The following is a 24,328-nucleotide window of genomic DNA, read 5'->3' as shown; positions in this document are numbered from 1 at the left end:
TCACTGTCCTTCGCCCTTTCTCCCGCCTCCGTCTCTGCCGGAGCGTTTCGAGCCTGCACCTACTCTTCGCTCTGAGGTCCGTGCCGGATGCATCCGGCACGGATGGGTACGTCCCGGGGGCGCGACGTCACGGAGAGCAGTGGGGCACGTCCGCTGAGTGACACGTACACGACCTCCGCGGCTTCCTTCAGAACCGGCAGGTCGTCGACGTGTGGGGAACGGTGGTGTCGATCCCGGGCAGTTCCGTGTAGACGGAGGCGAAGGCGGACGCCGCGGCGTCGATCGAGTAGCTCGCACCAACCGTTGTCCGAGCCCGGCGCGCCATGGCGTCGAGAGCCGCAGGCTTCAGGGAAAGCAGTGCCTCCAGCCCCTCAGCCAAGCCCTTGGACGAAGAGGTATCCAGGAGCAGACCGTTGACCCCGTCCTCCAGATAGTGAGGAATTCCGCCACGGCTCGTGGCCGCGACCGGCAGGCCCGCGTCCATGGCTTCGAGTACGGCGATGCCGAACTCCTCCTTCGCGCTCGGGCAGACGTAGTAGGCCCGGCCCCTGGTTCCAGAGCGGGCCAGTGCCCGCTCCAGTCGGCGGACTGCGGTATTGGGCATCGCTGCCACCATGGCCAGCCTCGAAGACGCCGCCGGGGTCGCCGCCATGAGATCGGCGATCGCCTTCCGCACTTGGCGCTCTCCCGAATCCGCCCGATCCACGCGAGGGGATCCGCCCACGATCACGAGCGTCGAGCGGAGATGCAGTCCGGACTCGATCCATGCCCGCACCAAGACGTGCTGCTGCTTGAGCGGGTGCAGGCGCCCCACGGTGAGCAGGATGGGCTGACTGCGCTCGTCGGCTTCGAGCGCTGCGGGCAGTCCGGTCTCGAAGAGACTTTCCAGCAGGCGCTCGCCTCTCTGGGGCTCGTCTACGGCGGGCTGATAGGTGGTGATCCCCTCTGGCGGCGCGATCGGTCCTCGTCCACAGCGGGCGGCTGCGAGTTGGGGAAGGTAGCGGACCAACTCGGCTGTTCCGCCGCGGCCCGGGATGCCGATGACGGCGTCGGCGCGATCGACGAGCCGGTCGGCCGCGAAGACGCGGTGCAGGTCTTGGCGCAGGTCCTCCGTTGGGGTGTCGCCGGTGACCGTTCGCCCCGCGTGCCGCTCGCTGACACGGCGGTGCGGGTCAGGTGTCGCGGTGAAGACCAGCCGGGTGCCGAGTTCGCGCGCTGCTTCGGCGACTGCCAGGGACCTGTCGTCGGCGTACCGGACGTGGACGAGGTCGGGCCGTCTTCCGAGCCCTTCGAGGAGCATGCGCGTCCACCAGGTGAGCGCACTCGCGTCGCCCACTGGTCCCATCCCTGGAGTGGTAGGGGCGTGTGGGTCGGTCGGCAAACTGAGCGTCCAGTGTCCCGGTCCGCGACCTCGCAGGAGGGTGGGCTCGGCCAAGAGCTCACGCGCGTCTTTCGTCACGAGGGTGATGACGGCCTCGATGCCCTCGGTCCGCGCGAGCGCGTCACCCAGGCCGGCGAGGAGGACTCCGAGACCTCCGCTGCTCCCCTCCCCCGGGGTGTCCATCTCACCGAGCAGCATCGACTGGACCACCAGCAGGCCGGCCGCCTGGGGCTGTGCAGGAGGTTCGAACAGGCGCTCACCTGTGGCGGCCGTGAGGAGCAGCCGTTCATAGGCCTCGGTCGCGGTATCGGGCTTCGGGAGCAGATGCCGACACGCGGGTTGGCCCGCGAGGTGGCGCCACAGCGCCAACCTGGCCGGCCTGTTGTTCAAGGGGCTGCGGCGGGTGTGGGAAGCCCACCTGGCCGCATCCATGATGTGGAGCCGACCCGCGGTGGCGAGGTCGATCAGGTGAGCCAAGGTTTCGGGGTCGGTGCAGTGCAGGATTTCCCGGGTGAGTGTGCGGCGGACGGACTCGGTTCCGTGGCGACGTAGCGACAGCGGCCAGGCTTCCGTGACGGTGCTGCGCAGCCGTTGGTCTGCGTTGAGGGTGGCGGCCAGGAGTTCTTCGGGGTCGACGGACCCGCGCAGGCGCAGGGTGCGACGCAGGAGGGCCGTCTTCCTGTCGCCGGGATCTGGCAGGCGGCCGGCCGGATGGTCTTCGTGCCACGGGCGGTACTCGGCGTTGAGGAAGGAGGCCAGTGTTCCGAATGTCGCGGGTGTCCGCGGCGCTTCTTTGGTGTTCCAGAAGCCCTGTCGGGCCACGACAAAGGGGTCGAGCCCTTCCTGCGGGGTGGTTGCGTCCATGGGGCGCTGCTCTCGCTCGGGCGGATGGTCACCGCTGATTCCGCCGCGTTCACAGCTTTGGATGCGCAGGAGCGGGCAACCAGCCACCGTGCTGCCTCCGGATGCCCGCCTCCGACCGAAGACAGCAGGACAGTCGTCTGCCGGAAGTGAGGCCTTCGTGCCGCGTGTCACCGTGATCGCTCCACCGTTTCATTCGCACGCGGCCCCGTTGTCCGTGCTGGCGGGAGAGCTCCGTACAGCGGGGGCGGAGGTCACTTTCGCCTGCGCCGAAGCGTTCGCGCCTCTGGCTGATGCAGCGGGGGTGGATTTCACCCCGCTGACGGTCACGCGCAATGCGAACACCGGAATCGCCCGGCGCACGGTGCAGGGTCAAGACGAGTCTCGGCGCTTGGAGGAGTTCCTCGATGCCACGCTCGCCGGGGCCGTTCCCGCACTGCTGGTTCAGGCCCGCCATCGGAGGGCCGACATGCTCGCCGAGCCGGAGCGGGTGCTGGAGGACCTGCGGTCACTGCACGCCCGCCGGCCGGCGGACTGGTACGTGGTGGACCAGCTGAGTTACTCCGTCACCCTCGCGCTGCACTGTCTGGACCTGCCGTACGCGACGTTCTGCCCGGGGCATCCCAGTTATCTGCCGGCCGCGCCGGACGCGCTGTTCGGCGTGCCCTATGCGTGGCCGCAGGCCGTACGGCCGGCGGCCGCCGGGCTGCACACGCTGCGCCGGGAAGCACTGGCGAACGATCGCTCCTTCACCGCGCTCTTCGCACGGTTCATCTCCCTTCACGCACCGCACCGACCGGTACCGAAAAGGGCGTTCACGCTCTGTTCGCCCCGAGCAGTGGTTCTGCACTATCCGCGGCTGGACTGGCTCCCCCCGCGCCCCGAAGGCCCGGAATACGTGTTCAGCGGGCACTTCACCCGCGCCGAACCGGAAGGGCCCGGTCCCTTCTGGGAATCCGAATTGCGCAGGCTACGGCAGGGGGGCCGACGCGTGGTGCTGGTGGCGCTCGGAACATTCCTCTCGGCCCGGCATGACGTACTGGAGGCAGTGGCCCGGGGGATCCTGGCCGAGTGCGAGGACACCTCGGTGATCCTCGCCGCCGGGGACCGTGCTGGTGCGCTGGCCTCCCTGGCCGGCCCTCGGGTCTCGATCGCGGCGACCGTACCGCAGCAAGCGCTGCTCACGCGCGTGGATGCGATGGTCCACCACGGCGGCAACAACTCCTTCACCGAGTGCCTGGCCGCCGGGGTGCCCGCCCTCCTCCTCCCCTTCTCCAGCGACCAGTTCTCCATCGCGCACGATGCCGAACGGGCGGGGGCGGCGGTGTGTCTCGACCCGAACGGGTTGGACGCCGGCAGCGCGGGCCGTGCCGTCTCCGCGCTCTTGGACGCACCCCGGCACGCCCTCGATGAACTGCGGCGGCACGTGCGCTCACGCGGCCCCGCGCAAGCGGCGGGCAGACTGATCCATGTGATGGCCTGAACCGCTGCGCCGACTCATGGGTGGGAGGGGGTGTGCACAGGTGGTGGTCAGTACAGGCCCATCCGGCGGGCGGTGTCCTCTCCGTGCTGCATCCGCTGGCGGGCGCCTTCGCCGAGGGCGGTGAGCACGCCGGCGACCACCGTTTCGATGATGGCGAGCGTAGGGACGAGGCTGTCGTAGGGAGAGGGTGCGGCGACCTGGCTCGGCAGGACCACCTGTGCGTGGGCGGCCGCGGGTGAAAGCCATACGTCGGTGAAGAGGATGACCTTGCCGCCCTGCTCCTGGACGAGTTCGGCCAAGGAGACCTTGTCCGGCTCGTAGCGCCGGTAGTCGAACAGGACGAAGACATCACGTCGGTTCACCGCCGCGAGCTGCGCGGTCCGTTCGACGTCCCGGTCCGGCAGGAAGCGGACGTCGTCGCGTACCTGCATGAGGTGCAGACCGAGGTACTGGGCGAAGAGGTTCGTGAACCGGCCGCCGGCCAGGGTGATGCGGCGTTTGCCGTCGGAGAGCAGCGCGATCGCGTGTTCGAGATCGTGCGGGGGCAGTTCGGCGAGGGTCTGCGCCACGGCGGCACTGAAGACGTTGCTGCCGCGCTGGAGGAGGGAAAGGTCCTCCCCTCCGTCTTGGCTGCGGCCGTAGTCGGTTGCCTCGTAGAGGGAGAGGGGGGAGGCGTTGCGTTCGTCGAGCTCTGCGCGGAGCGCGGTCTGGAAGTCGGGGAAGCCGCGGTAGCCGAGCCGGTTGATGAAGCGCAGGACGGTCGGGGTACTGACGGCGGCGCGTTCCGCGAGGACGGCCATGGTCTCGAAACCGGCTGCGGGGTAGCCGGCGAGTAGCACGCGTGCGACCTTGCGTTCGGCGGGGCTGGCGTCGCCCAGCTTGAGGCGGATCTCGTCGGCGAGCGTGCCAGGGGCCATGCGCTGGGTCTTCCTTCGTATGCGTGGGTGGGGCGGTCGAGGTTTCGAGGTTCAAGGTCGAGCCTACTGGCGATCGTGAGCGGTGAAGCCGGCCGGAACCCGCGGGTTCCGGCCGGCCCTGTCGCCCGGAGCGCGTCAGGGCAGAGTCACTCCGGAGCGACGGCTATCCGCAGGCCGGTGACGGTGTGCGCGGTGGCGTCGTCGCTGGTCCAGGCGGTGAATCCGGGTTGCTTGGTGAAGGTGACGGTGAATCGGGGGCCGCTCTCGAAGGTGCCGGCCGTGGTGGTGCGCCGGGTGCTGGCGGCCAGGGCGCGGGCGGTGTTCAGGAAGGAGTAGGGGATGCCCGCGGGGTTGGCCGGGGAGTAGAAGACGTCCGAGTTGGCGGGTATCGGTGAGGCCGGCAGGGGGATGAGGGGCCGCTTGCCGCCGGCGGGCAGGATCTGCCAGCGGTTCGGGTCGTAGCGGTCTCCGTTCGAGAGGTAGTTGTAGCGGGCGCCGGTCAGGGCCCATCCGGCCGACGGGTTCTTGCTGGTGCGGGCTTGGCGGAGGTCGAGAATGGCGACGCCTTGCGGGCCCAGGACGCGCAGTCGCTCGCGGGGCGTGCTCGGATCTTCGACGATGAGTGCGGTGTTCTCTTCCAGGGCGTACACGCGGTCGTGTCCCGTGTCGGCGGCGAGTCGCAGGGCCCTGCCTTCGCGTCCGTTCGTCCCGGTGTGGGTGTCGATCAGTCCGGACCGGAGGAAGCCGAAGCCGCCCTCGGGGAGGTAGCCGAGCCGGGCCGGGTCGTCAAAGTAGCCCGGGCTGCTGCCGTCGCGCAGTGCCTCGTAGGAGTCTCCTCCGGTGACCATGTCGGCTCCGGCCGCTATCTGTGCTCCGGCGCTGGATCCGGATACGACGGCCCCGGCGGCGAGCTTGGCCCGGATGGCGGCGAGAACTTTGGAGTCGGTGTGGGCGGAGCCGTGGAGCAGGGTGGTGACGTAGCGGTACTGGTCGCCGCCGCCGAAGAAGAAGCCGGTCATGGAGTTGACCTGCCGCACTACCTCGTCGGAGTCGGCATGGGTGATGTGGTCGAGGTCGACGGGGATCCATTGGGCGTCGGCGGCACCGTGGTGCTTGAAGAGTCCGGCGTAGTAGGCGCCGTTGCAGGCTGAGTTGCTGCACTTCTCGGGGTCGCCCGCGTCGGGGTCCTGGCTGGCGGGGATCGAGGCGGCGGTAAGGACACCGATGCGCGCATTCACTCCACCCGCGCGCTTGATGATCTCGCCGTAGACCTGCGTGTTGTCGGCTTTCAGGCCGCCGCCGATCAGGACGAGCGAGCCGCGGCCGCCGGCTGGCGTGGCGGTGTGGGCCTGGGCGGCCGGGGCGAGGGTGAGACCGAGAAGGAGAGCGGTGCTGCCCGCCAGTGCGGTACGGCGGGCTCCGGTCGGGACGGGCATGGGGATGCCTCCTGTGAGTGGGGTCGGGTGGGGGCCGGGACCGCAGCGGCTGATGGCGGCTGCGGTCCCGGCGCGGGCCGGCAGCCCCGGTGCGTGGTGGGAGGGGCTGCCGGGGCTGGGGTCCCCTACCGGGCAATGGCGCGATCAAACCGGTACGGGACGTCTATGGGGGTGTCAGCCGGTGCGGCTATCGCCGAGGTCGGCGATCAGGGAGGCCAGGAGAGCGACGCGGGCCGGGACGGTCGAGGTGTCCAGCCATTCCTCGGGGGTGTGGTCGGCGCCGCCGACCGGGCCGAGGCCGTCCAGGGTGGGAACCCCGAGACCCGCGATGAAGTTGGCATCCCCGACGCCGCCGGTCGCCGCGCCTCCCAAACTGATCCCCAGGCCGGCGGCGATGTGCCTGGCCCGGTCGAACACGCGGCGCGAGGCGGGTGTGTCCTCCATGGGAGGGCACAGGTCCAGCTGCTCGACGGTCGCGGTGGTGCCGGGGACGGCGGGCCGTGCGGCGGCGGACTCGATCGCGCGGTGGGCCGCGGCGAGTCCGGCGGCAGTGGCCGAGCGGACCTCGACGCGCAGTTCGGCTTCCGGGCAGACGATGTTGGTGCGGCTGCCGGCCCGAACGACGCCGACGTTGACGGTGACGTCGTCCCAGTGGCCGTTGAGGGACTGCAGGGCCACGACCAGGTGGGCGGCCGTCAGAGCGGCGTTCGCTCCGCGCTCGGGCTCGATGCCGGCGTGCGCCGCCCGGCCGGTGACGCTCACACGGAAGTCGGCGACGCCTTTGCGGGCGATGACCAGGTCACCGTTCTCCCGGGCACATTCCAGGGCCAGGGCGAAGTGGACTCCACGGGCTGCTGCTTCGGTCACCGGGCGGCTCGCCGGTGAGCCGATCTCCTCGTCCGGGGTGGCGAGGAAGACGAGCTCCGCGTACTGCCCTGCCCCGGTCTCCTCCAGGATCTCCAGAGCGGTGATACCGGCCAGCAGTCCGGCCTTGTCATCGCTGACACCGGGGCCTCGCGCCGTGTGGCCGTCGAGGTGGAAGGGCCTCGCCGCAGCGGTTCCGTCGTCGAAGACGGTGTCGAGGTGCGCGACGAGCAGGAGGCGTCGTCCGCCCTGCTCGACCGGAAGGTCGCCGACCTTCCGGGCGAGGATCACATCGCCGACAGGGTGCCCGTGGGTGGGGTCGGGAGCCACGCGCTCGACGTCGAATCCGAGCCTCAGCAGCCGGTTCCGGGTCCAGTCGGCCATCTGGTTCACGCCGGCGGGGCTGTAGGAGCCCGAGTCGATGGCGACCAGGCCGGCAAGGTCGGCGAGGTAGCCTTCCAGGCGCGCTTCGGCGTACGGAAGCAGCGTGTTGGTGTGCAGCTGCTCCCGTGAGGGGGCGGTCACAGGACCTTCGAGAGGAACGCGCGGGTGCGTTCCTGCCGAGGTTCGACAAGGACCTGGCGCGGGTCACCGGATTCGACGACGACGCCGTCGTCCATGAAGACGGCGGTGTCACCGACCTCGCGGGCAAAGCCGATTTCGTGGGTGACCACGACCATCGTCATGCCGTCCGCCGCGAGCCGGCGCATCACGTCCAGGACGTCTCCGACCAGTTCCGGGTCGAGGGCGGAGGTGGGTTCGTCGAAGAGCATGAGTTTGGGTTTCATCGCCAGGGCTCGCGCGATGGCGACGCGCTGCTGCTGCCCGCCCGAGAGCTGGGCCGGGTAGTGGCCCGCCCGATCCCCGAGGCCCACCTGTTCCAGCAGGTGCTGCGCCTCGTCCCTCGCCTGCGACCTGTCGGTCTTGCAGACGTTGACGGGGGCTTCCATGACGTTGTCCAGAGCGGTCATGTGAGGGAACAGGTTGAAGCGCTGGAAGACCATGCCGATGTCGCGTCGTCTCGCGGCGACCTCCTTCTCCCGGAGTTCGTGGAGCCGCGATCCGCTCTGGCGGTACCCGACCAGGTCGCCGTCGACCGCGAGCTTCCCGCCGTCGACTCGGTCGAGGTGGTTGATGCAGCGCAGGAACGTCGACTTGCCTGAGCCGGAGGGGCCCAGCAGACAGCACACCTGGCCGCGTTCGACGGTCAGGTCGATGCCCTTGAGGACTTCGAGGTTCCCGAAGTGCTTGCGTACGCCTTGGGCGTGGACCATGGGGACGTTCATCCGGCCGCCTCCTTGGTGTTCTTCTTCGTGCGGGCGGGCCGGCCGGCAGGCTGGGCCAGTGCGCCGGTGAGCATGCGGCGGAGCGGTGAGACGTGGCCGCCGCGGTCGGTTCCGCGGCCGTAGCGGCGCTCCAGCCATGCCTGCGGGATGCTGAGCAGGGTGACCAGGCCGAGGTACCAGAGGCTGGCGACGACGAGCATGGGGATGACCTGGTAGTTCTGCGCGTACACGTCCTGGATGTTGGACATCAGGTCGTGCGCCGAGATGATCGATACCAGGGCGGTCATCTTCAGCATGTTGATCGTCTCGTTGCCCATCGGCGGGATGATCACCCGCATGGCTTGGGGCAGCACGATCCTGCGCATCGTCTGGGCGGGTCGCATGCCGAGCGAGTGCGCGGCTTCGGTCTGGCCGGGGTCCACCGACTGGATGCCGGCCCGGACGATCTCCGAGGCGTACGCGGCCTCGTTGAGGCCGAGGGCCAGCAGGGCTGCGACGGCCGGGGTGAGGAGGGAGTTCGTCTCGACCTGGAAGAAGGTGACGCTGGTGAACGGGATGCCGATCTTCACGTACTGGTAGAGGGCGGCGGCGTATCCCCAGAAGATGATCTGGACCAGCAGCGGGGTGCCGCGGAAGAACCAGACGAACAGCGAGGACATGCCGTAGAGAACCGGGTTGGACGACAGCCGCATCACGGCGACCAGCGTGCCCAGGAGAAGTCCGAGGGCCATCGCCGCCACGGTGAGCCACAGAGTCGTGACGAGGCCGGAGAAGATCAGGTCGGCGAAGAGGAAACGCCCGATGATCTCCCAGTGGAGATTGCCGTTCTTCGCCAGTGATCCGGCCACGCCGACGAGTGCGGTCATGGCCGCGACAGCGGCGATCCAACGGCCGTAGTGGCGCAGCGGTACGACGGTGAGCTGCTCGGGCTCGGGGGTCGGGCGATCGATGTCGGCGGGAGCCGTGGTGGCGGTCATTTCTAGTCCACCGCCGCGTTCTTGGTGGCCTCCTTGACGGCGATCGAGGCGACACCGTACTTGTCGAAGATCTTGGTCACGGTTCCGTCGTCGATCAGAGCCTGCAAAGCCTTGAGGATCGCGTCGCTGAGCTGGGGCAGCTTCTTGGAGACCGCGATCCCGTTGGGCGAGGCCCCGTAGCCGCCCGCGGCAGCGGGATCGTCGACGACCTGGAAGGCGTTGCCGCCGTCGGCGGTCTTGGCCGTCCAGCCCGCGGCGGGCTTGGTCTGCACTTGGGCGACGACCTTGCCGGAACGCAGGGCGAGCTGCGCGTCGGAGTCCTTGGGGAAGGTCTGGATGTCAATCTCGCTCTTCCCGGCGGCCTTGCACTTCGCCTGGTTTTCCTTGAGGAGGTCCAGCTGGTTGGTCGCCGCCTGCACTGCGGCCTTCTTGCCGCACAGGTCATCGAGAGTGGTGATCTTCTCGGGGTTGCCCTTGATCACCATGATTCCGGACCCGGAGACGGAGTAGTCGACGAAGTCGACGACCGCCTGGCGCTCCTTGTTGTCCGTCATCGCCGACATCGCCGCGTCGAACTTCCCGGCCTGAATGGCCGGCACGATCCCGTCGAACTTCTGAGGCGCGAACTCGAACTTCACGCCCAGCTTGGCTCCCAGCGCCTGTCCCAGGTCGTAATCGAGCCCGGTGAGCTCGGGCTTGCCCTCGGCCACGAACATCTCGAACGGCGCGTAGGGCACGTCCGTGGCGACGCGGACGGTGCCCGACTTCTTGATCGCGCCGGGCAGTGCGTCGTGCAGCGCGGCGTCCTTCGCGACCGCCACCCCCGCGACAGGGGCCGGCTGTCCGCCGGTGGCCTCGGCGGTGTCGGCGGCGGAGTCCGAACAGGAAGTGAGCGTGGCCAGCGCGGTCGCGGCCGTCAGCGCCGCGATCAGGTTTCTGGACAGACGGGTGTTCATCAGGCGTATGCCTCTCCGGTCTTCGGGCCGACGGGGTGCTCGCCGTCGACTACAACCCGAAAATTACAGAAACATGTGACCGATGGCTAGATGTATCGCTCGTTACATTGGAGTAACGGGCACCCCGTCGGCCGCGAGAGCCCTTCGAGCTGGCACTTGAGCTGACCAAATCGCCCACGCACCGCAAGAGTGAATCGATTCCCGCTCTACATCTACCGCTCATTCGGACCGGCTTGTAAGTTCCGCTACTGCACCCACAGGACGGCGCACCTCCCCAAGCGCCGCTCAGGGCGTCGCCACGCCCTGCCTCCCCCGCAGTACCCCACCCCTCCCCCACCCCTTGGAGAAGCCATGGGCACACGGATCAGACATGCCTCGCTGACCTCGACCGCCGTAGCACTGCTCACACTTGCCGCCACGCTCACTTCGACCGGCAGCGCGCAGGCGGCCGCCACGCGGGTCCGCTCGGGCAGCGGCTCGGACGTCAGCCGCACGTCGTGGCAGGGGCCCGCCTTCACCATGAACGGCGACGGCAAGATCATCCCCGGTTCGATGTCGGCCGCCATCGACGCCATCCGCGGCGGCACCGGCAGCCTGGACGTCGTCGTCCTGGCCGGCTCCGCCCCCACCTCGGGCAGCGCCACGCCCGAATGCGACGCCGCCATGGCGCTGCCCGGCGTCAACTCCTGTACCACCTGGACCCTGACCGCCGCCGCTGACGGCAACAACAGCCAGGTCAACACCGACATCCGCAACGCCGAATTCGTCTACTTCGCCGGCGGTGACCAGTGCCGCTACGCCGCCTGGAAGGGCAGCGCGCTGGAGGCATCGGTCGAGTCCGTCGTGGCCAAGGGCGGCGGCTCGGGCGGCGGCAGCGCCGGCCACCACATCAACAGCCCCGTCGTCTACGACGCCTGCAAGGGCAGCGTCACCAGCCCAGAAGCCCTCGCCAACCCGTACGACAGCTACATCACCTTCACTACCGGCATGTTCGACTGGGCGAACTATGGCGGAGTCATCAACGACTCCCACTTCACCACCCGCGACCGGATGGGCCGCACCATGGCCTTCGTCGCCCGCGCCATCAAGGACGGCCGGACCTCCGGAGGCAAGGCCTGGGGCGTAGGGGTCGAGGAAGGCAGCTCCCTGTTCCTCGACAAGAACGGAGCAGCCACCCTCTACGGCAAGGAGGCCTACGTCGTCTTGGGCGACCACCAGCCGGAGCAGGCTTCCTCGGGCAAACCACTGACCTTCTCCAACTACAAGATCTGGCGCCTTGGGCCCGGGCAGACCTACGACTTCAAGAACCGCCCCACCTGCGGCTACTACCTCCGCAGCGTCACCAGCGGAGTCGCCGACCCCAACCTGTACGCGGGTACCCCACAGGCCAGTTGCCCCCCACCCGGAGGCACGAACACCCTGGCGGAAACCGAAGCGAACGACACCCGCGCCACCGCTGACGACGCCAGCGCCTTGGCCTACCCCGCCTCACTCACCGGCAGCATGAAGTCGACCACCGACCGCGACTACTTCCGCGTCTCCTTCTCGACCGGCGAGCAGGTCGGCATCCAGTGCGCCATTCCGGACGGAGCCTATGACGCCGACCTCTACCTGCTGGACTCCGGCGGAAGCACCATCGACCGGTCCGTGAACGATGGAGTGGGCACGGACGAGTCCCTCACCTTCACCCGAACCGCCGCCGGAAGCGGCACCTACTACCTCGAGCTCGATGCGTACCAAAGCTCGGGCAGCTCTCCGTACACCTGCACCCTGACGAAGAGCTGAGACGTGGCGGGTGCCGGAGCCTTCACTCTCCGGTTCCGGCATCCGCCGCCCACCCGGGCCCATGGTGGGCGGCCCTGCACATCGACTGCGCCACACCAGAAAGCGGGTAAGCCGCGGCGCGACCTCAAAATTGTGCATAAACGGTGCAAGTCGCCCATCGACTCGGGCTGCGGATACGTTCGGCCGTACCGGCCCCCCGACGGGGGTGGCGCTCACCCGAAACGATCCGAAGGGGCCTTCGTCATGATCGTCAAGCAACTGCACGAAGCAGGGGTGACAAGCATCGGCCCGGCCCTCGCGCACTACGAGAAGTGAAGCAAGTGAAGCACCACGGCTACACCAGCTGAGGAGTCTGCATGAAGCTGAGCGACGAACTCCCAGTCGATCACAGGCTGGCAACCGTCTACAGATACGGCGCCCTTCTCTGCGGGCTGACCCTAGTCGCGTTCGGTGTGCTCGGCTTCGCCGATGCCCTACGCCCCTTCGACACGCAAGGCGAGACGATCGCGGGCCTGACCACCAACACCACCCTGAGCGTCATCTCCGTCGTCGTCGGGGTCGCCCTCGCAGCGGGCGCCGTCATCGGCGGAAACTTCGCCTCCACCCTCAACATCACGGTGGGAGCCCTGTTCCTGCTCAGCGGGTTCGCGCACATCTTCATCCTCGACAAGGACGCCAATATCCTTGGCTTCGGCATGACGAACGTGATGTTCAGCTTCGGCATGGGCTTGATCATCATGACCTTCGGAATGTACGGCCGTGTCTCGAGCAAGCTCCCCCACGACAATCCGTACTGGCAGCGCCGTCATCCCCGGCATGAAGACGGCCGGGATCCACAGGCAAGCCGCGCCAGGGCTGTCCGGGTGAGCGGCTCCGTCGCTGCCGTCACAGGTGCGAGCAGTCCGGCATCCACCGACGATTCGCGACCTTAGCCGCGAGAGAGCCGCGACTGGCGGCCGGCGGATCAGGGAGGGCTGCCGTTTCGGCAGCCCTCCGGAATACCACCAGGCGGCCGAAAGCGGCCGCCTTGGACCATGCCCAGGACGCGGCCGTTGTGTGACACCGGTACCTCGGCCGCGAAGCGATCACCGGGTTCTGGACCCGGCGGGCACGGCACTCCGGCAGGCTGCCCACCCGCTGGGACGGACCCCCGACCTGAACGACGGCACCGGGGGTTCGGCCGACCATGGTCAACCGCCTCGACATCAGCCCGCCCTCACCCCGCGGCATGCCGACGGGAAGACCGTCGCGCCCTCCTCGCCCGCCCGAGGCGATCCGCACGACCGGCGGCTGTCCGGCGGACCGGACCGGCCGATCAGCCTCCGGGTGACACCGAGGCAGCCGGATGCCCCGTCGCTCTCTGGCCGCCCCACGCCCGACACCGGCCGACGGGGGGACGGCCGAGGCACTGAGCCGGCCAGGCGCTGAGGGCCTCATGGTGCAATGGGGCCTATCCGAAGCCGCTTGGCGCGGATCCTCGCGCCTCCGGGAACCCCGGGCGGTAGCAACGGAAGGGGTCGCTGTGACCACAGGAGAACCAGGTGGCGGGCGGACCTCTCGTCCTGACGCGGACGGCAGCCGCCTGGGTGAGGCGATGACGTTGTCGGGGGCTCTGGAGGCGGCGGAGGCAGCCGCGCCCGTGGAGTCGCTGGACGTGGTCGCACGCATGCTCAAGGAGCACCTCCAGGCCGCGTCGGTGTCGTTCCTGATCACCGACTTCACCGGTAGCTCGGTCGTACGGCTGGGGACCGCCGACAGCATCGACACCGACGAGCCGCCCCAGCGGATCCCGTTGCACGGCACCCTCTACGACGATGTCATCCGCACCCAGCAGCCACAGGTCGAACACCGGGGCGAGAGCCAGCACGTCCGCGTGGTCGCCCCGGTGACCAACCGCGGAGACGCCATCGGGCTCCTCGAACTCTTCCTCCCCGCAGCACCGGACGACGAAGTGATGCGGGAGATCGGCGAGACCGCGCACGCGCTCGCCTACATCGTCATCGCCAACCGAACCCACACCGACGTCTACCAGTGGGGTCGGCGCACCAAGCCCCTGAGCCTGGCCGCAGAGATCCAGCACCGCCTGCTCCCCGCATCCCTGGCCTGCGAGGCCGCCCAGTTCGCCGTGGCCGGGGCGCTGGAGCCCGCCGAGCACGTCGGGGGCGACACCTTCGACTACGTCATCGACCGGGACACCGTCCAGCTCTCGGTGACCGACGCCATGGGCCACGATGTCGGCGCCGCGCTGCTCGCCACCCTCGTGATCGGCGCCCTGCGACGAGCCCGGCGCGAGGGCGCCGACCTCGCCGAACAGGCCCGCCAAGCCGATCAGGCCATGCGCGACCACGGCCGCGGCGGCTTCGTCACAGGCCAGCTCCTGCGCATCAGCCTCCTCGACGGTGGTACCGAGTTCGTCAACGCCGGCCACCCCTGGCCACTGCGCCTGCGCGACGGCAAGGTCCACGAGTTCGTGCCGAAGGTCGACCGGGCCTTCGGCCTCAACATCCACCCCTCACAGCCGAACACCTACCGCGTGCAGACACTGGACCTGCGGCCCGGCGACCGGCTGATCATGCTGACCGACGGCATGCTGGAACGCCACGCCGAGCACCTCGACCTCCCGGACCTCATCATCCGCACCCACGCACTGCATCCCCGCGAAGCCGCCCGCACCCTCATCAAAGCGATCGTCGACGCCGGCAACGGACACCTCGACGATGACGCCACCGTCATGTGCCTGGACTGGCACGGCATCGCCAACCTCGAACGTGACGCGGCCAAGGGCGCCGACCTCACCGAGGCCTCACCACCGGCAAGGAAGCCATAGGCTGGCGAGCCTGCCCCTAGGCGAGGCCTCGGTCCTTTCCTGCTTTGGTACAAGGGATCGACTAGCGGGGATCACTGTGCCGTCGCGACCCACCAGTTCACGCTCCGGTCTGCCCCCAGGTCCCGGGCGAACAGGGAAACGCAGCCGTGGTCGCCGTACGGCATTTTTGGCGGCTCGACCGACCATGGGCACTCCGTAGAGAGCCTCGGCGTGCCTATTACCGCTTACCGCAGCCCCGCTCGACGCCACCACCCTCACCTGCCATCGGCGCGGACTCTGCACCCGCCTGGTTCCCGGGGGCGGCGTCATCACCCCCGACCTGTGCCGGGCCATCGAGGCAGCGTGTCGTCTTCCTCTTCGCCGCCGCCCATACCGTCGGGCTCCCCGATGAGGAACCCGTCTGTGGAACGCATGGCCTTCCCGGGGCGGGGCACACGCGATTGACATCCCCAAGGAGGCGCCATGTCCGCGTTGTTGACCCGTATCAAGCAGTTCGCGCGCAGCCCGCAGGGGCAGCGGTTGACGGTCTCGGCCCGACAGGCCGCTGCTGACCCCCGCAGGCGCGCTCAGGCCGGACGGCTGCTCAACCGCCTGCGCGGGCGCCGCTGAGCGGATCCGACGGGGAGTCTCCGCCGCCCTGCCGAGGGCAAGGCGCACGTCGGCCGCCGCGGTGAGACTCCCCGCAATCGGGGTGAGGATCAGCGGCGAGCACCCGCTGTCCTGGTCCCCTTTGAAGGCAATCATCGAATCAGCCTTGCCGCGATGGCCCGGCTGAGCGCGGCGCACTCATGTCAGGTTGGTCCCGAAAAGATGGCCCTTCCGCGCATCCAGAGCGCAGTCCGGGCGAGAAGACCTGACGACTCCCGAGATGCGCATCTGACACAGCCAGGTTTCCGCTGCGCCGGCGGACAGGCCGGTCCGTGATCGATGGAGGCTGACGCGGAGCGCAACCGAATCGGACGGGGGCGAAGTCCTGGCGACCGCTGAGGCTGCCGCGCCGGTGGACTCCCTTGATGTCGTGGCCCGCAACTTGCGCGACCGGTTCGACGCGCGCTCCGTGTCCTTCCTGTTCGTCGACGTCGTGGGCCGGCGCCTGCTCCGGGTCCACGACAGATCCAGCGCCGGCGAAGACCTGGCCGCCAGGTCCACCAAGCGCTCCTTGACCACGGCCGGCGGACCATGGCCACGGGCCAGCTGCTGCGCATCGCACTCGACGAAAGCGGCGTGCAGCTCGTCAACGCCGGCCACCCCTGGCCACTCGTCCTGCGCGAGGGTGCGGTCACCGAGCTGCGCCTGGCCGTGAACCTCCCCTTCGGCTGCGCCTACCTCACCGGCCCCTACACAGTCCAGGACCTCGACCTGCGCCCCGGCGACCGGCTCCTGCTCCACACCGACGGCATGCGGGAACGCGACGCTGAAGCCGTCGACCTCCCGGCCCTCCGGCGCAAGACCATGGCCGAGCATCCACGCGAGGTCGTACGCACTCTGGTCGGCGCCGTCAGCGACACCTACGACGGCGGACCGCCGAAGGACGACGCCACCGTCCTGTGTCTGGACTGGCACGGCCCTCACGGCGAAGGCCGCGAAACGAACACCTGACCACTGGGGCAGAAAAAGCCCAGTGGGCCGAGGCGAATGAGGGTGGGGACCCGCAGAGGGGGCAGGCGCCGTGCAAGCCACCCTGTGGAGGGAGCCCTGTGTTTCCGCCCATGCTCGTCCTCGACAAGCCTGTGCCACGCACCGGCCGGCCCGCGACGACGGTACGGGGCGCCACTCACGACTTCCTTCACCACGCCGCGCAGGTCCGCACCCCGTCCAAGCCCGAGTACACCGACGCGATCCTCCTGGTCGTCACCGAGCTCGTCACCAACGCGATCCGCCACACCACCGGCCCCGCCGCCCTGCACCTCGAACTCCACGACGACCACATCGAGATCCGCGTCACCGACACCAGCCCCACAGCAGCCGAGCCTCGCGTACCCCAAATCGACGGCAGCGGAGGCTACGGAATGCACCTCGTCAAAAGCCTCACCACCCACACACGCACCGAGCCCACCCCCGACGGCGGAAAGACCATCTACGCCTACGCCCCCTGGTAGCGGCCCGGCCGGCGGCACACGTAAGCCGGGCACCACAGGCAGCGGCACCTACCGCCCCCGGCCTCGCACTCCTTCGGAGCGGCTACAGCACCAGAGGGACATCGCTCGGACCAGGCACAGGAGGACCACGCGTAGGAGTCGATCTCGGACCGGTGAAAGGGGACGGGCCCCGGACCCCTCGTCGCAACAGTTCCGCGGTGCCGGTACCGCATGCTGGCGGACGGAATCAGTGCTCGGTGCTGGGGACGGCGAGCGGGTCGCCCGGGGCGCCCCTCTTCGCCGCCTCCATCTGCTCACCGAGTCCGGTGAGCCGCTTGCGCCCCATGGCCTTGCGGACGCCGAGGAACCACTCCTCATCCCCTTCGACGTGATGGCGGACGTTCTCGATGAGGACCGTCATCTTGGCGTCGAAGCGCTCGTTGGCCGCGTCGAGGGCCGGGCGCCGCCGCCGGCCGCCCCGACGGCGGTGCCCGGCGGGCCGCCTCCTAGCCCAGCGGTCGGGCGAGATCGGCCCGCAAGAGCGACGCGCCTGCGCCACACGCCGCGCCGTTGCCACGGTGGGCGGTCCTGCGGACCGGGGGCAATGGGGCGGGGGCGCCGTCCTGGGGTGCCGGTCCCCAGGCCCGGCTGCGCGTTGGGATCCGGCGATCCGTCACGTGCGGGGCGGTTGGCCGGGCCCCTCGTCGTCGGGGGTCTGCCAGGAGTCCTGGCGGGCTTGTGCCTCAGGGGGTTGCTGAGCCGGCTGGGCAGGGGCGCGGCGGCGCGCGCTGCGCCGACTGCCGTACCAGAAGGCGCCGATCAAGAGAACGGCTACGACCACCCCAACGATGATCAGGAGAAGTGAGCTGACGGCCTCGGCCGCGAGGAAATCGGTAGCAATCATGTGGTGCCCCTACCCTCGATCGAGCCGAATACGAGGAAGGACCCCGAATGGCGGTGGGGCGCCGCGGGCTGTATCGCCCAGGTGCGCGCGGAGGTCGGGGAGGAAGCAGCGGGCGGTGACCGCGCTGCCGATGAGGTTGACCTCGATGACACCGCGCCAGACCGGGGGGGCGGAGTCGGCGAACGCACCACCACGGTGCGGTGCAACAAGGGCATATAGCGCGTTCGCATCAGGTGCATCCGGTGACTCCACCGTCTCCAGCCCGCCGATAGGGCGGGGTTGGCGACCCCGCGTTCGCCACCGCGGGTTAGGGGCTTTCGCGGCGGCGATCCACCGCTGACTCCGTGTCGTGGGCGGCTCGCTCCACGCGGTCCGGATGGGCGGCCGGCGCGGTTGAGCCGGTGCCCGTGCGCGACGGCGTGCCGGGCGGACGGCCGTGTTCATCGACCATCGATCCCTTGTCCGGTAGTGCGGGTGCTTGCTCTTGCGTGTCCCGGTCGGCTTCCGGTCCCTTGTCGGACATGGGCCTCTCCTGATCTGCGGCCTCGCGGAGCGCTTGCCAAGGTGCCGTCCTCTGCCTTTGGCGAGGCAGGAGGGGACCTCGATGCGCCTTCACTGGGCACCTGCCCTGCCAGGCGGCGCGCATCCCTGTGCGTCGTCATCGAGAATCAGAGGGCGGACGGGAACCTGTCCCAGGCCCGGTGAGCGGTTTGCCCGCGGCGCCGTAGGCGAAGAACTGCTCCAGGAGTTCCCGTTTCGGTTCCGTGGCGATGACAAGGTCGCAGTACCGCCCGGCAAGGTCGCAGGAGCGGGTCCCGGAGACGGCGATTACCGTCCCCTCACCCGGGGCTGGAGCAGTGCGCCGCTCGTGGTCATCGTCTGATGGTCCTGGCCTATGCCCTGTTCTTCCTCGCCTACGCCGTCATCCTGGACCTCTGACCAGCCCGGATGCCCCGTACGCCATCACCGGCCGGTCCCCCGTGCGGTCGACACCCTCACCCCTGCGGGGGACCATGGAGTGACTGCGGCGCGTCGACGCGCGGGCAGGCACAGTGCCCGATCGTGCGCGTCAGGACCCCTGACGAGGAGTAGCACCATGCACCGACGCCCGCACATCACCGCCGCTCTGATCGCACTGGGGATCTCGGCATTCGCCGCGGCGCCGACGGCGACCGCACTTCCCGCTGCGGCGCCCACCGCCGCCTGCACCGTGTCCGCCGCGGATCCGGCGGGCCGGGTCAGCCTCTCGGGCGAGGGGTTCGCGAAGGGACAGGCCCTGTTGTCCTCGCCGGGTGCGGCGCCGACGACCTTCAACGTTCCCGACGGCGGGGCCTTCACGATCGGGAGCAAGCCCGACGACAGATACGCGGTGACGCAGGCAGGGAGCACCACGCCGTGCACCGGCGGTGCCAAGCCCTCCACCACGCCGGGCACCACCTACAAGGCCGGACTGACCGCGGGCTGGGACGCCGTGGCCGACAACTGCGACGCCAGGCCCCCGGCCTCGGCGAACAAGGCGTTCTCGGACGGCTGGACCAAGGGTGCGGCCGTGGCGAAGGAGACCTTCTGCAAGTGAGGGCCTGCAAGTGAGGGCGCGCCGCAATGCGGTGTTCTGGACGGCCCCGCCGCACGATCGTGGAAGGGTCACCGCCACTCGATCGCCGAGCAGTCGGCCGTCATGCCCGTACCCGCGGGCCCGAACGTCCTCCATCCGACGCCGGGGCAGCCCCGGATGGTGCTGCTGAAGCCGCTGGCGAAGTCCCCTCACGTCGAGGTCGGGCAGTACTCGTGCCACGACGACCCGGACGACCCCACCGCCTTCGAGACGCGCAATGTCCTCCACCACTGCGGGCCGGGCCGGAGAAACCCATCGTCGGCAGGTTCTGCGCGCTGGGCACCGGGGTGCGGTTCTGGCCGCCACGGCACAGACCCGCGCGCACGCGCTCAGGGTCACGGGTGGGTCCCTTCGGATCACCTCGCCGACCGGATCGCGGCTGGGTCGGGCAGTCCCGGCGGAATGTGGCTGCCCATCCAGCAGGATGTGCCGGCCTGGGTACCGCCTATCCGGCCGGCTTTGGTGCGCCGGAGTGGCTGACTTCGAGACTGGGAAGTTGCCCCCCAGGTGGATCTGCGCCGTCAGCCAGCCCGTGGAAGACGTGCCGGAGGGCGGAGAAAGGCCCTGATGTGCACTGGATAAGCGGATCGAGCGATGGGTACCGGCTCATGCGGATCTGACCTGGGCCAAGGTGATGGACCAGATTTCTCGATCATCGACGGGGAGGACTGGGGTACGGCTCCACGGAGATGGGAAGCCGCAACGCTGTGCCGCAACACGCTCGCCGTCCCGGCGCTCGCGGACCGCGTCCAGCAGGAACGGCGTGCGGACTTGGAGAGCCGGGACGGGAAGTTGATGTCGGTCTTCTTCCTGTCGAAGATCGTCGGGCTCCACGCGTGCAACGAGGATCCGCTGCTGGTGACGGCCCGAAAGGAGACCGATCGGCTGATGGCCGAGCTTCAGTTCCGACGGTGTGGATCGAGGGCGCGGAGCTGGCGCTTCGAAGGCCTCAGCTGCACAGATGCCGGACCCTCCGTCCTCGGCCTCAGCCCTAAGACCTCTCCCCGCTACTGAACATCGAGGAGTGGCAGCCGGAGCACGCCGTCGGAGCCGACACACCTCGGCGTTGGTCCCGACAGAAGGTCCACAAAGACGAGCGGCTATTCCTAGGCCCCTACCTGAAGGGTGCCGTCGCCGATGGCGCCTCGGAGGACGTGGGCGATCTCCTCGGGCTTGAGGTCGATGCCGTCGAGCCCCTCCACGGTCAGCGGGACTTCCTTCAGGGCATACTCGCCGCGTCCCTCGGCCCTGAACTCCGGCCCGGTGCGGTCCTCGAAGGACCATGTCGCGATGCGGGCAAGGTAGAAGAGCTCGCGCTCACCGTCGGACTCCATCGTGTGGAGGAGCCGGATGATGTCGGCCTTCCCTGCGATCTCCTCGTGGATCTCCCGGTGGAGGGCAGCCTCGCGAGACTCGTCGCTGGGCTCGACGCCCCCGCCGGGGAGCACCCAGTACTCAGGGACATCGGGCCTGGTACGGCGGATGACCAGCATCGTGTCGTCAGCGGTGACGAGGACGGCGCGGACTCGTTCCTTCATTTCGGTCTGTCTCCTTGCTTGTTGGTGGTTTCAGTGGAGCAGCCAGCCGCAATCAACGTAGACGGATTACCCAGTGATGAACGAGGCCGAGGGGCCTACGAGGAACGCCACCAAGGCCGCGACATCTTCGGGCCGACCACGGCGAGGGACGCACTGGCGCTTGCAGCAGAGGTCGGACCTCCGCGGTGACCGTGAACCTCCCGTAGTACCGGGTCCGCTCCCCCGCCGCCCGGGCCGCGACCCCGCCCCCACCTCGGGCAAGTCGCCGCCACGCTCGCCGAACTCGGTGTGCACGGGGCAGGCGGTCCGGGAGACCTTGGAGGCACAACACGTCCGTCAAAGCGGATCAAGCCCGGTCCGGGTGGGGGTTCGTCTGCGCGGAGCGGGTCCGGTGTTCTACGCTCACCGGGCTGCGCCGTGGGTGAGGAGCCGACTAGTGACCGCGATAGCAACTGCGCCTGAGGCGGCGACTCCCCTTCCGCCCTTCAGAGGCTGGCGTTATGCGGCGGAGGCCGCCGTCTACGAGAACGGTGTCGAGGAGCTCCTGGCCGAACCGGCCGTCGTCGACCGACTGCAGAGCCGCCCGGAGGTCACAGCCGACGCGGTGCGCGCGGCCATGCACCGACCCGCGGTCGTGGAACGGGTCATGCTGCTCGCGCAGGTCGACCACGAGGCCGTCGTCTCGGCGCTGGACTCGAGGACGAGGCAGCGGCGGCGCCTGGCCCGCGCCCGGGCCCAGCTCGGGCTGGAACCGGCCACGGTGGCAACCCTCCTGGTGGCAGTCGGCATTCTCGCCAGTCTGAACGGGTCCGGCGGCTTCTGGTCCACCGCGCAGGGGGCGGCGGCGGTGGCCGCATGTGCCGTGGGCGCCTGGCTCTGGCGCCGCCCTCGCGCACGTCGGCAACTGCGCAGCATGCCCGCCTACATCCGTTGCCGGTTAGGGGTGTGGATCAGCACCTCCTACGTCGACACTGCCCTGCAGCGGCTCGCGGCGGAGTTGAACGCACGCAGCATGCGCCAGGTCCTCCTCGAGGTGATCGAGGCGTTGCTCGGCGACGACCCGCACTCCGTGCTCGTGTACGACGGCTATCACGGGCTGCGGGCGCGGCGGGACGCCCGATTCTTCGTACGGAGCCTGTGCGCGGTGCAGTTGGCGCGCAAGCTGAGTCTGATCGACGGCGGCACCATCGCACTCAGCGGCCCCCGGGGCGTGGGGAAGACCACCCTCCTGGACGCCGCGAGCAGTCTGCTCCGGCCCGCGACGGCGGAAGCCGCCCATCCTGACCTGGTGATCCGCGTCGCCGTACCCGCCGCCTACACGCCGTACGACTTCCTTCTCTCGTGCCTGGTCGGCGTGTGCGAGCAGTACCTGCGGCGGAGCGGGCAGCCCGTACCCGACTTCACCCGGCTGTCAGGTTTCGTGCGGCTGGGCCGCCGCTTCAGGGGTCTGGCCCACCGCACCGTGCGGTGGCTCCTGTTCGCCCTGCCCGCCACCGCCCTGCTCGTCCTGGGCGCAGCTGTGACGGTACGTGTCTGGTGGGGCGGCCGACGTTCGGGCCTCGTGTCCTTGGCAGCAGACGGGGCGCAGTCCGTCACCCATGTGGTGGACGGACTCTGGCGTGGTCAGTACGTCGTGGTCAGCCTGATGATCGCCTGGACGAGCCTCCTCGTGTGGGGGCTTCGTACGCCGGGGCGCTTGCGAAGGTTCCTCGGGCTGAGGGAAGAACGCCGGGCCGGCTGGGTACTGCTGTGGGCACTCGGCTGGTTGCTGGTCGCGGCGCCGGTCCTGGACGTTCTGGTGGCCGTGTACGACGCCGTCGACATCGTGCCCGACCGGATCAGCTGGAGCAGCCGAACTGTTTTGCCCCGCGATGGGCTGACCGTCTTCTTCGCCGCGCTGCTGGTGTCGCTGTTCGTGTTCCTGCTCGTCACGTCTTCGGACTTCCCGCGACGTCTGACCGTCCGCGACCGCCTTCTTCTGGCGATCACCTTGGCGGGGCTGGCCTGCATCGGGTTCATGCAGCTCTCCCCGACGGCCCGGCCCGCCGTAACCGACCCCGAGAACCCCGGCCGGCTCGCGCTGCTCCTGCTCGGGCTGGTCCTCGTCCGCAGCTCCTTCGAACGGCGCACGCAGCGGAAGAAGCAGAGCGACCTGACACGACGCTGCCTGGACCAACTCTTCCGGCTCCGCACGGTCCAGGGCACAACGGCCGCACTGAACCTCGCTTCGGGAACGCCCTTCGGAAGCGCGCACGGTTCCACCCTGTCCACCGTGCCGCCGAACTTCCCCCAGCTGGTCGCGGAGTTCCGGTCCATGATCGAGGCGATCGCGCAGGAGCTGGGCGAGCGGGGCGACGCGCGGGTGTTCCTGTGCATCGACGAGCTGGACCGAATGCCCACCCCGGCGCAGGCGCGGACGTTCCTCAGCGAGGTCAAGGCGATCCTCGGCGTGCCCCGGGTCTACTGCCTGGTGTCCGTTGCCGAGGACATCAGCGCGGGGTTCGTACGCCGTGGCATGCCGCACCGCGACAGCACCGACAGCGCCTTCGACGACGTCGTCCACATCCGCCCGATGACGCATGCCGAGTCGGTGGCGATCCTGGAGGAGCGCGTACCCAGACTCCCCCTGCCCTACGCGACCCTCGCCCACGCCCTGTCCGGAGGCATCCCGCGGGACCTCATCCGCTACGCCCTCGGCCTGGTAGAGCTGCGCCAGAGCACCCCGTTCGTGGAACTGCGCGACATCGCGCTCGTCATGTTGGCGGAAGAGTTGTCCGACACCCTGGCCGGCTTCCGGACCCTGCTCGCCGCCCAGCCGTGGACGCCCGAGACCGCGCCGGTCATGGTCGACTACCGGATCCTTACCGACCAGTTGGATGGTGCTCGTCCGCAACAGGGCGAGGACGTGCTCGTACGCGCCTTGCAGAATTTCGTGACGCCGACCGCGCCTGTCGTGCCGGGAGTTGCCGGACCGCACGACGCGCCGTTGCCGGAAGCGACGCGTCCGCTCGTCGCCGAGGCCCGCGCATACGTCGCCTACGTGCTCACCCTGCTCCAGATCTTCACCCCTGCGGACTTCAGCCGACGCAGCGATGACGTCGAGCGGGCGGACCCGGACGGCTCGGTCCAGCGCCTGGCGGACATACGCCTGGAACTGGCCGTATCCCCGTACAGCGCACTCGTCCTGGTCGAACGGGTCAGACGCGCCTGGGGCCTTGCGCCACTGGCTGCCGCTCCCCCACCGCGGCCACCCATGCCGGACCCGGCACCCAGCACCTGACCGGGCGCTGTTCCCGTTGGCCGGCGCGGCCAGGGTGTGTCGGCCGCGCCGCTCATCTTGATCGCCGTGACCGAGAAGTCGAACAGACCCAAGTCGGACAGGAACCCGGCGCAGTGGCTGCCGTCGGACGGGTCCTCTCA

19 protein-coding genes and 3 pseudogenes are annotated in these 24,328 nt (G+C 69.4%); 10 read left to right on the top strand and 12 right to left on the bottom strand.

What is annotated here, in order from left to right:
• Positions 1–187 precede the first annotated feature (187 nt).
• Positions 188–2,245 carry a glycosyltransferase family 4 protein gene (locus tag ACFYYB_RS34775; RefSeq protein WP_389440916.1) on the bottom strand — a complete coding sequence of 686 codons (2,058 nt, stop codon included), beginning with the start codon at positions 2,243–2,245 and terminating at the stop codon, positions 188–190.
• A gap of 157 nt (positions 2,246–2,402) precedes the next feature.
• Between ACFYYB_RS34775 and ACFYYB_RS34770 the strand changes: the two genes are divergently transcribed.
• A complete protein-coding gene (locus ACFYYB_RS34770; RefSeq protein WP_389440914.1) occupies positions 2,403–3,725 on the top strand; it encodes a glycosyltransferase in 1,323 nt (440 codons plus the stop codon).
• Between the two features lie 47 nt (positions 3,726–3,772).
• Here the strand turns inward: ACFYYB_RS34770 and ACFYYB_RS34765 are convergent, their stop codons facing one another.
• From ACFYYB_RS34765 to ACFYYB_RS34740, 6 genes are all read right to left on the bottom strand, one after another.
• Positions 3,773–4,642, bottom strand: a complete 870-nt coding sequence (locus ACFYYB_RS34765) for a MurR/RpiR family transcriptional regulator (protein ID WP_389440911.1) — start codon at positions 4,640–4,642, stop codon at positions 3,773–3,775.
• Positions 4,643–4,788: 146 nt separating this feature from the next.
• Positions 4,789–6,078 (bottom strand): cyanophycinase, encoded by a 1,290-nt coding sequence (locus ACFYYB_RS34760; protein ID WP_389440909.1) that lies wholly within the window; start codon positions 6,076–6,078, stop codon positions 4,789–4,791.
• Positions 6,079–6,252: 174 nt separating this feature from the next.
• Entirely contained in the window at positions 6,253–7,467 is a 1,215-nt protein-coding gene (locus ACFYYB_RS34755) for a M20 family metallopeptidase (protein ID WP_389440907.1), read from the bottom strand.
• Positions 7,464–8,228, bottom strand: a complete 765-nt coding sequence (locus ACFYYB_RS34750) for an amino acid ABC transporter ATP-binding protein (protein WP_389440905.1) — start codon at positions 8,226–8,228, stop codon at positions 7,464–7,466. Before ACFYYB_RS34750 ends, ACFYYB_RS34755 begins: the two co-directional genes overlap by 4 nt.
• Complete coding sequence (locus tag ACFYYB_RS34745; protein WP_389440903.1) at positions 8,225–9,205, bottom strand: amino acid ABC transporter permease; 981 nt, start codon at positions 9,203–9,205, stop codon at positions 8,225–8,227. Before ACFYYB_RS34745 ends, ACFYYB_RS34750 begins: the two co-directional genes overlap by 4 nt.
• Positions 9,206–9,207: 2 nt before the next feature.
• Positions 9,208–10,161 (bottom strand): ABC transporter substrate-binding protein, encoded by a 954-nt coding sequence (locus tag ACFYYB_RS34740; RefSeq protein ID WP_389440901.1) that lies wholly within the window; start codon positions 10,159–10,161, stop codon positions 9,208–9,210.
• 351 nt (positions 10,162–10,512) lie between these two features.
• Between ACFYYB_RS34740 and ACFYYB_RS34735 the strand changes: the two genes are divergently transcribed.
• The 6 genes and pseudogenes from ACFYYB_RS34735 to ACFYYB_RS34710 all read left to right on the top strand — a co-directional run bounded on the left by ACFYYB_RS34735 (position 10,513) and on the right by ACFYYB_RS34710 (position 16,872).
• Positions 10,513–11,946, top strand: a complete 1,434-nt coding sequence (locus ACFYYB_RS34735) for a pre-peptidase C-terminal domain-containing protein (RefSeq protein ID WP_389440899.1) — start codon at positions 10,513–10,515, stop codon at positions 11,944–11,946.
• A gap of 356 nt (positions 11,947–12,302) precedes the next feature.
• Entirely contained in the window at positions 12,303–12,878 is a 576-nt protein-coding gene (locus ACFYYB_RS34730; protein ID WP_389440896.1) for a DUF4383 domain-containing protein, read from the top strand.
• A 662-nt stretch (positions 12,879–13,540) separates the two neighbouring features.
• A complete protein-coding gene (locus tag ACFYYB_RS34725; protein WP_389440893.1) occupies positions 13,541–14,773 on the top strand; it encodes a PP2C family protein-serine/threonine phosphatase in 1,233 nt (410 codons plus the stop codon).
• A 462-nt stretch (positions 14,774–15,235) separates the two neighbouring features.
• The gene (locus tag ACFYYB_RS34720; RefSeq protein WP_389440890.1) at positions 15,236–15,382 is read left to right on the top strand and encodes a hypothetical protein; all 147 of its coding nucleotides are present in this window, start codon (positions 15,236–15,238) and stop codon (positions 15,380–15,382) included.
• A 528-nt stretch (positions 15,383–15,910) separates the two neighbouring features.
• Positions 15,911–16,372 (top strand): annotated as a pseudogene (locus ACFYYB_RS34715) (PP2C family protein-serine/threonine phosphatase); the annotation flags it as partial.
• 98 nt (positions 16,373–16,470) lie between these two features.
• On the top strand, positions 16,471–16,872 hold the full coding sequence (locus tag ACFYYB_RS34710; RefSeq protein ID WP_389440887.1) for an ATP-binding protein: 402 nt from the start codon (positions 16,471–16,473) through the stop codon (positions 16,870–16,872).
• Between the two features lie 226 nt (positions 16,873–17,098).
• On the opposite strand, the gene ACFYYB_RS34705 is transcribed toward ACFYYB_RS34710, so the two are convergent.
• The 4 genes and pseudogenes from ACFYYB_RS34705 to ACFYYB_RS34690 all read right to left on the bottom strand — a co-directional run bounded on the left by ACFYYB_RS34705 (position 17,099) and on the right by ACFYYB_RS34690 (position 18,278).
• On the bottom strand, positions 17,099–17,272 hold the full coding sequence (locus ACFYYB_RS34705) for a hypothetical protein (RefSeq protein ID WP_389440885.1): 174 nt from the start codon (positions 17,270–17,272) through the stop codon (positions 17,099–17,101).
• Between the two features lie 252 nt (positions 17,273–17,524).
• Positions 17,525–17,755 (bottom strand): DUF6479 family protein, encoded by a 231-nt coding sequence (locus ACFYYB_RS34700; protein ID WP_389440883.1) that lies wholly within the window; start codon positions 17,753–17,755, stop codon positions 17,525–17,527.
• A gap of 90 nt (positions 17,756–17,845) precedes the next feature.
• Positions 17,846–17,947, bottom strand: a pseudogene (locus ACFYYB_RS34695) (short-chain dehydrogenase); the annotation flags it as partial.
• Between the two features lie 115 nt (positions 17,948–18,062).
• The gene (locus ACFYYB_RS34690; protein WP_389440881.1) at positions 18,063–18,278 is read right to left on the bottom strand and encodes a hypothetical protein; all 216 of its coding nucleotides are present in this window, start codon (positions 18,276–18,278) and stop codon (positions 18,063–18,065) included.
• 573 nt (positions 18,279–18,851) lie between these two features.
• On the opposite strand from ACFYYB_RS34690, the gene ACFYYB_RS34685 reads away from it, so the two are divergent.
• Together ACFYYB_RS34685 and ACFYYB_RS34680 are read left to right on the top strand one after the other, a co-directional pair.
• On the top strand, positions 18,852–19,331 hold the full coding sequence (locus tag ACFYYB_RS34685; RefSeq protein WP_389440878.1) for a hypothetical protein: 480 nt from the start codon (positions 18,852–18,854) through the stop codon (positions 19,329–19,331).
• Between the two features lie 102 nt (positions 19,332–19,433).
• Positions 19,434–19,666 (top strand): annotated as a pseudogene (locus ACFYYB_RS34680) (antibiotic acetyltransferase); the annotation flags it as partial.
• Between the two features lie 810 nt (positions 19,667–20,476).
• Here ACFYYB_RS34680 and ACFYYB_RS34675 read toward each other — a convergent pair.
• Complete coding sequence (locus tag ACFYYB_RS34675; RefSeq protein WP_389440876.1) at positions 20,477–20,908, bottom strand: NUDIX domain-containing protein; 432 nt, start codon at positions 20,906–20,908, stop codon at positions 20,477–20,479.
• Positions 20,909–21,344: 436 nt separating this feature from the next.
• On the opposite strand from ACFYYB_RS34675, the gene ACFYYB_RS34670 reads away from it, so the two are divergent.
• Complete coding sequence (locus ACFYYB_RS34670) at positions 21,345–24,188, top strand: hypothetical protein (protein WP_389440873.1); 2,844 nt, start codon at positions 21,345–21,347, stop codon at positions 24,186–24,188.
• The last annotated feature ends 140 nt before the right edge of the window (positions 24,189–24,328 follow it).

This window comes from Streptomyces sp. NPDC002886, assembly GCF_042888445.1.
GTDB lineage: Bacteria > Actinomycetota > Actinomycetes > Streptomycetales > Streptomycetaceae > Streptomyces.
This window is presented reverse-complemented; position numbering and strand designations above follow the sequence as displayed.

Bases quoted from the DNA above. Each gene is read 5' to 3' on its own strand.
- ACFYYB_RS34775 (WP_389440916.1), bottom strand. From the start codon at position 2,245: ATGGACGCAACCACCCCGCAGGAAGGGCTCGACCCCTTTGTCGTGGCC.
- ACFYYB_RS34765 (WP_389440911.1), bottom strand. From the start codon at position 4,642: ATGGCCCCTGGCACGCTCGCCGACGAGATCCGCCTCAAGCTGGGCGAC.
- ACFYYB_RS34760 (WP_389440909.1), bottom strand. From the start codon at position 6,078: ATGCCCGTCCCGACCGGAGCCCGCCGTACCGCACTGGCGGGCAGCACC.
- ACFYYB_RS34750 (WP_389440905.1), bottom strand. From the start codon at position 8,228: ATGAACGTCCCCATGGTCCACGCCCAAGGCGTACGCAAGCACTTCGGG.
- ACFYYB_RS34745 (WP_389440903.1), bottom strand. From the start codon at position 9,205: ATGACCGCCACCACGGCTCCCGCCGACATCGATCGCCCGACCCCCGAG.
- ACFYYB_RS34740 (WP_389440901.1), bottom strand. From the start codon at position 10,161: ATGAACACCCGTCTGTCCAGAAACCTGATCGCGGCGCTGACGGCCGCG.
- ACFYYB_RS34735 (WP_389440899.1), top strand. From the start codon at position 10,513: ATGGGCACACGGATCAGACATGCCTCGCTGACCTCGACCGCCGTAGCA.
- ACFYYB_RS34730 (WP_389440896.1), top strand. From the start codon at position 12,303: ATGAAGCTGAGCGACGAACTCCCAGTCGATCACAGGCTGGCAACCGTC.
- ACFYYB_RS34725 (WP_389440893.1), top strand. From the start codon at position 13,541: ATGACGTTGTCGGGGGCTCTGGAGGCGGCGGAGGCAGCCGCGCCCGTG.
- ACFYYB_RS34720 (WP_389440890.1), top strand. From the start codon at position 15,236: ATGTCCGCGTTGTTGACCCGTATCAAGCAGTTCGCGCGCAGCCCGCAG.
- ACFYYB_RS34705 (WP_389440885.1), bottom strand. From the start codon at position 17,272: ATGACGGTCCTCATCGAGAACGTCCGCCATCACGTCGAAGGGGATGAG.
- ACFYYB_RS34700 (WP_389440883.1), bottom strand. From the start codon at position 17,755: ATGATTGCTACCGATTTCCTCGCGGCCGAGGCCGTCAGCTCACTTCTC.
- ACFYYB_RS34690 (WP_389440881.1), bottom strand. From the start codon at position 18,278: ATGTCCGACAAGGGACCGGAAGCCGACCGGGACACGCAAGAGCAAGCA.
- ACFYYB_RS34685 (WP_389440878.1), top strand. From the start codon at position 18,852: ATGCACCGACGCCCGCACATCACCGCCGCTCTGATCGCACTGGGGATC.
- ACFYYB_RS34675 (WP_389440876.1), bottom strand. From the start codon at position 20,908: ATGAAGGAACGAGTCCGCGCCGTCCTCGTCACCGCTGACGACACGATG.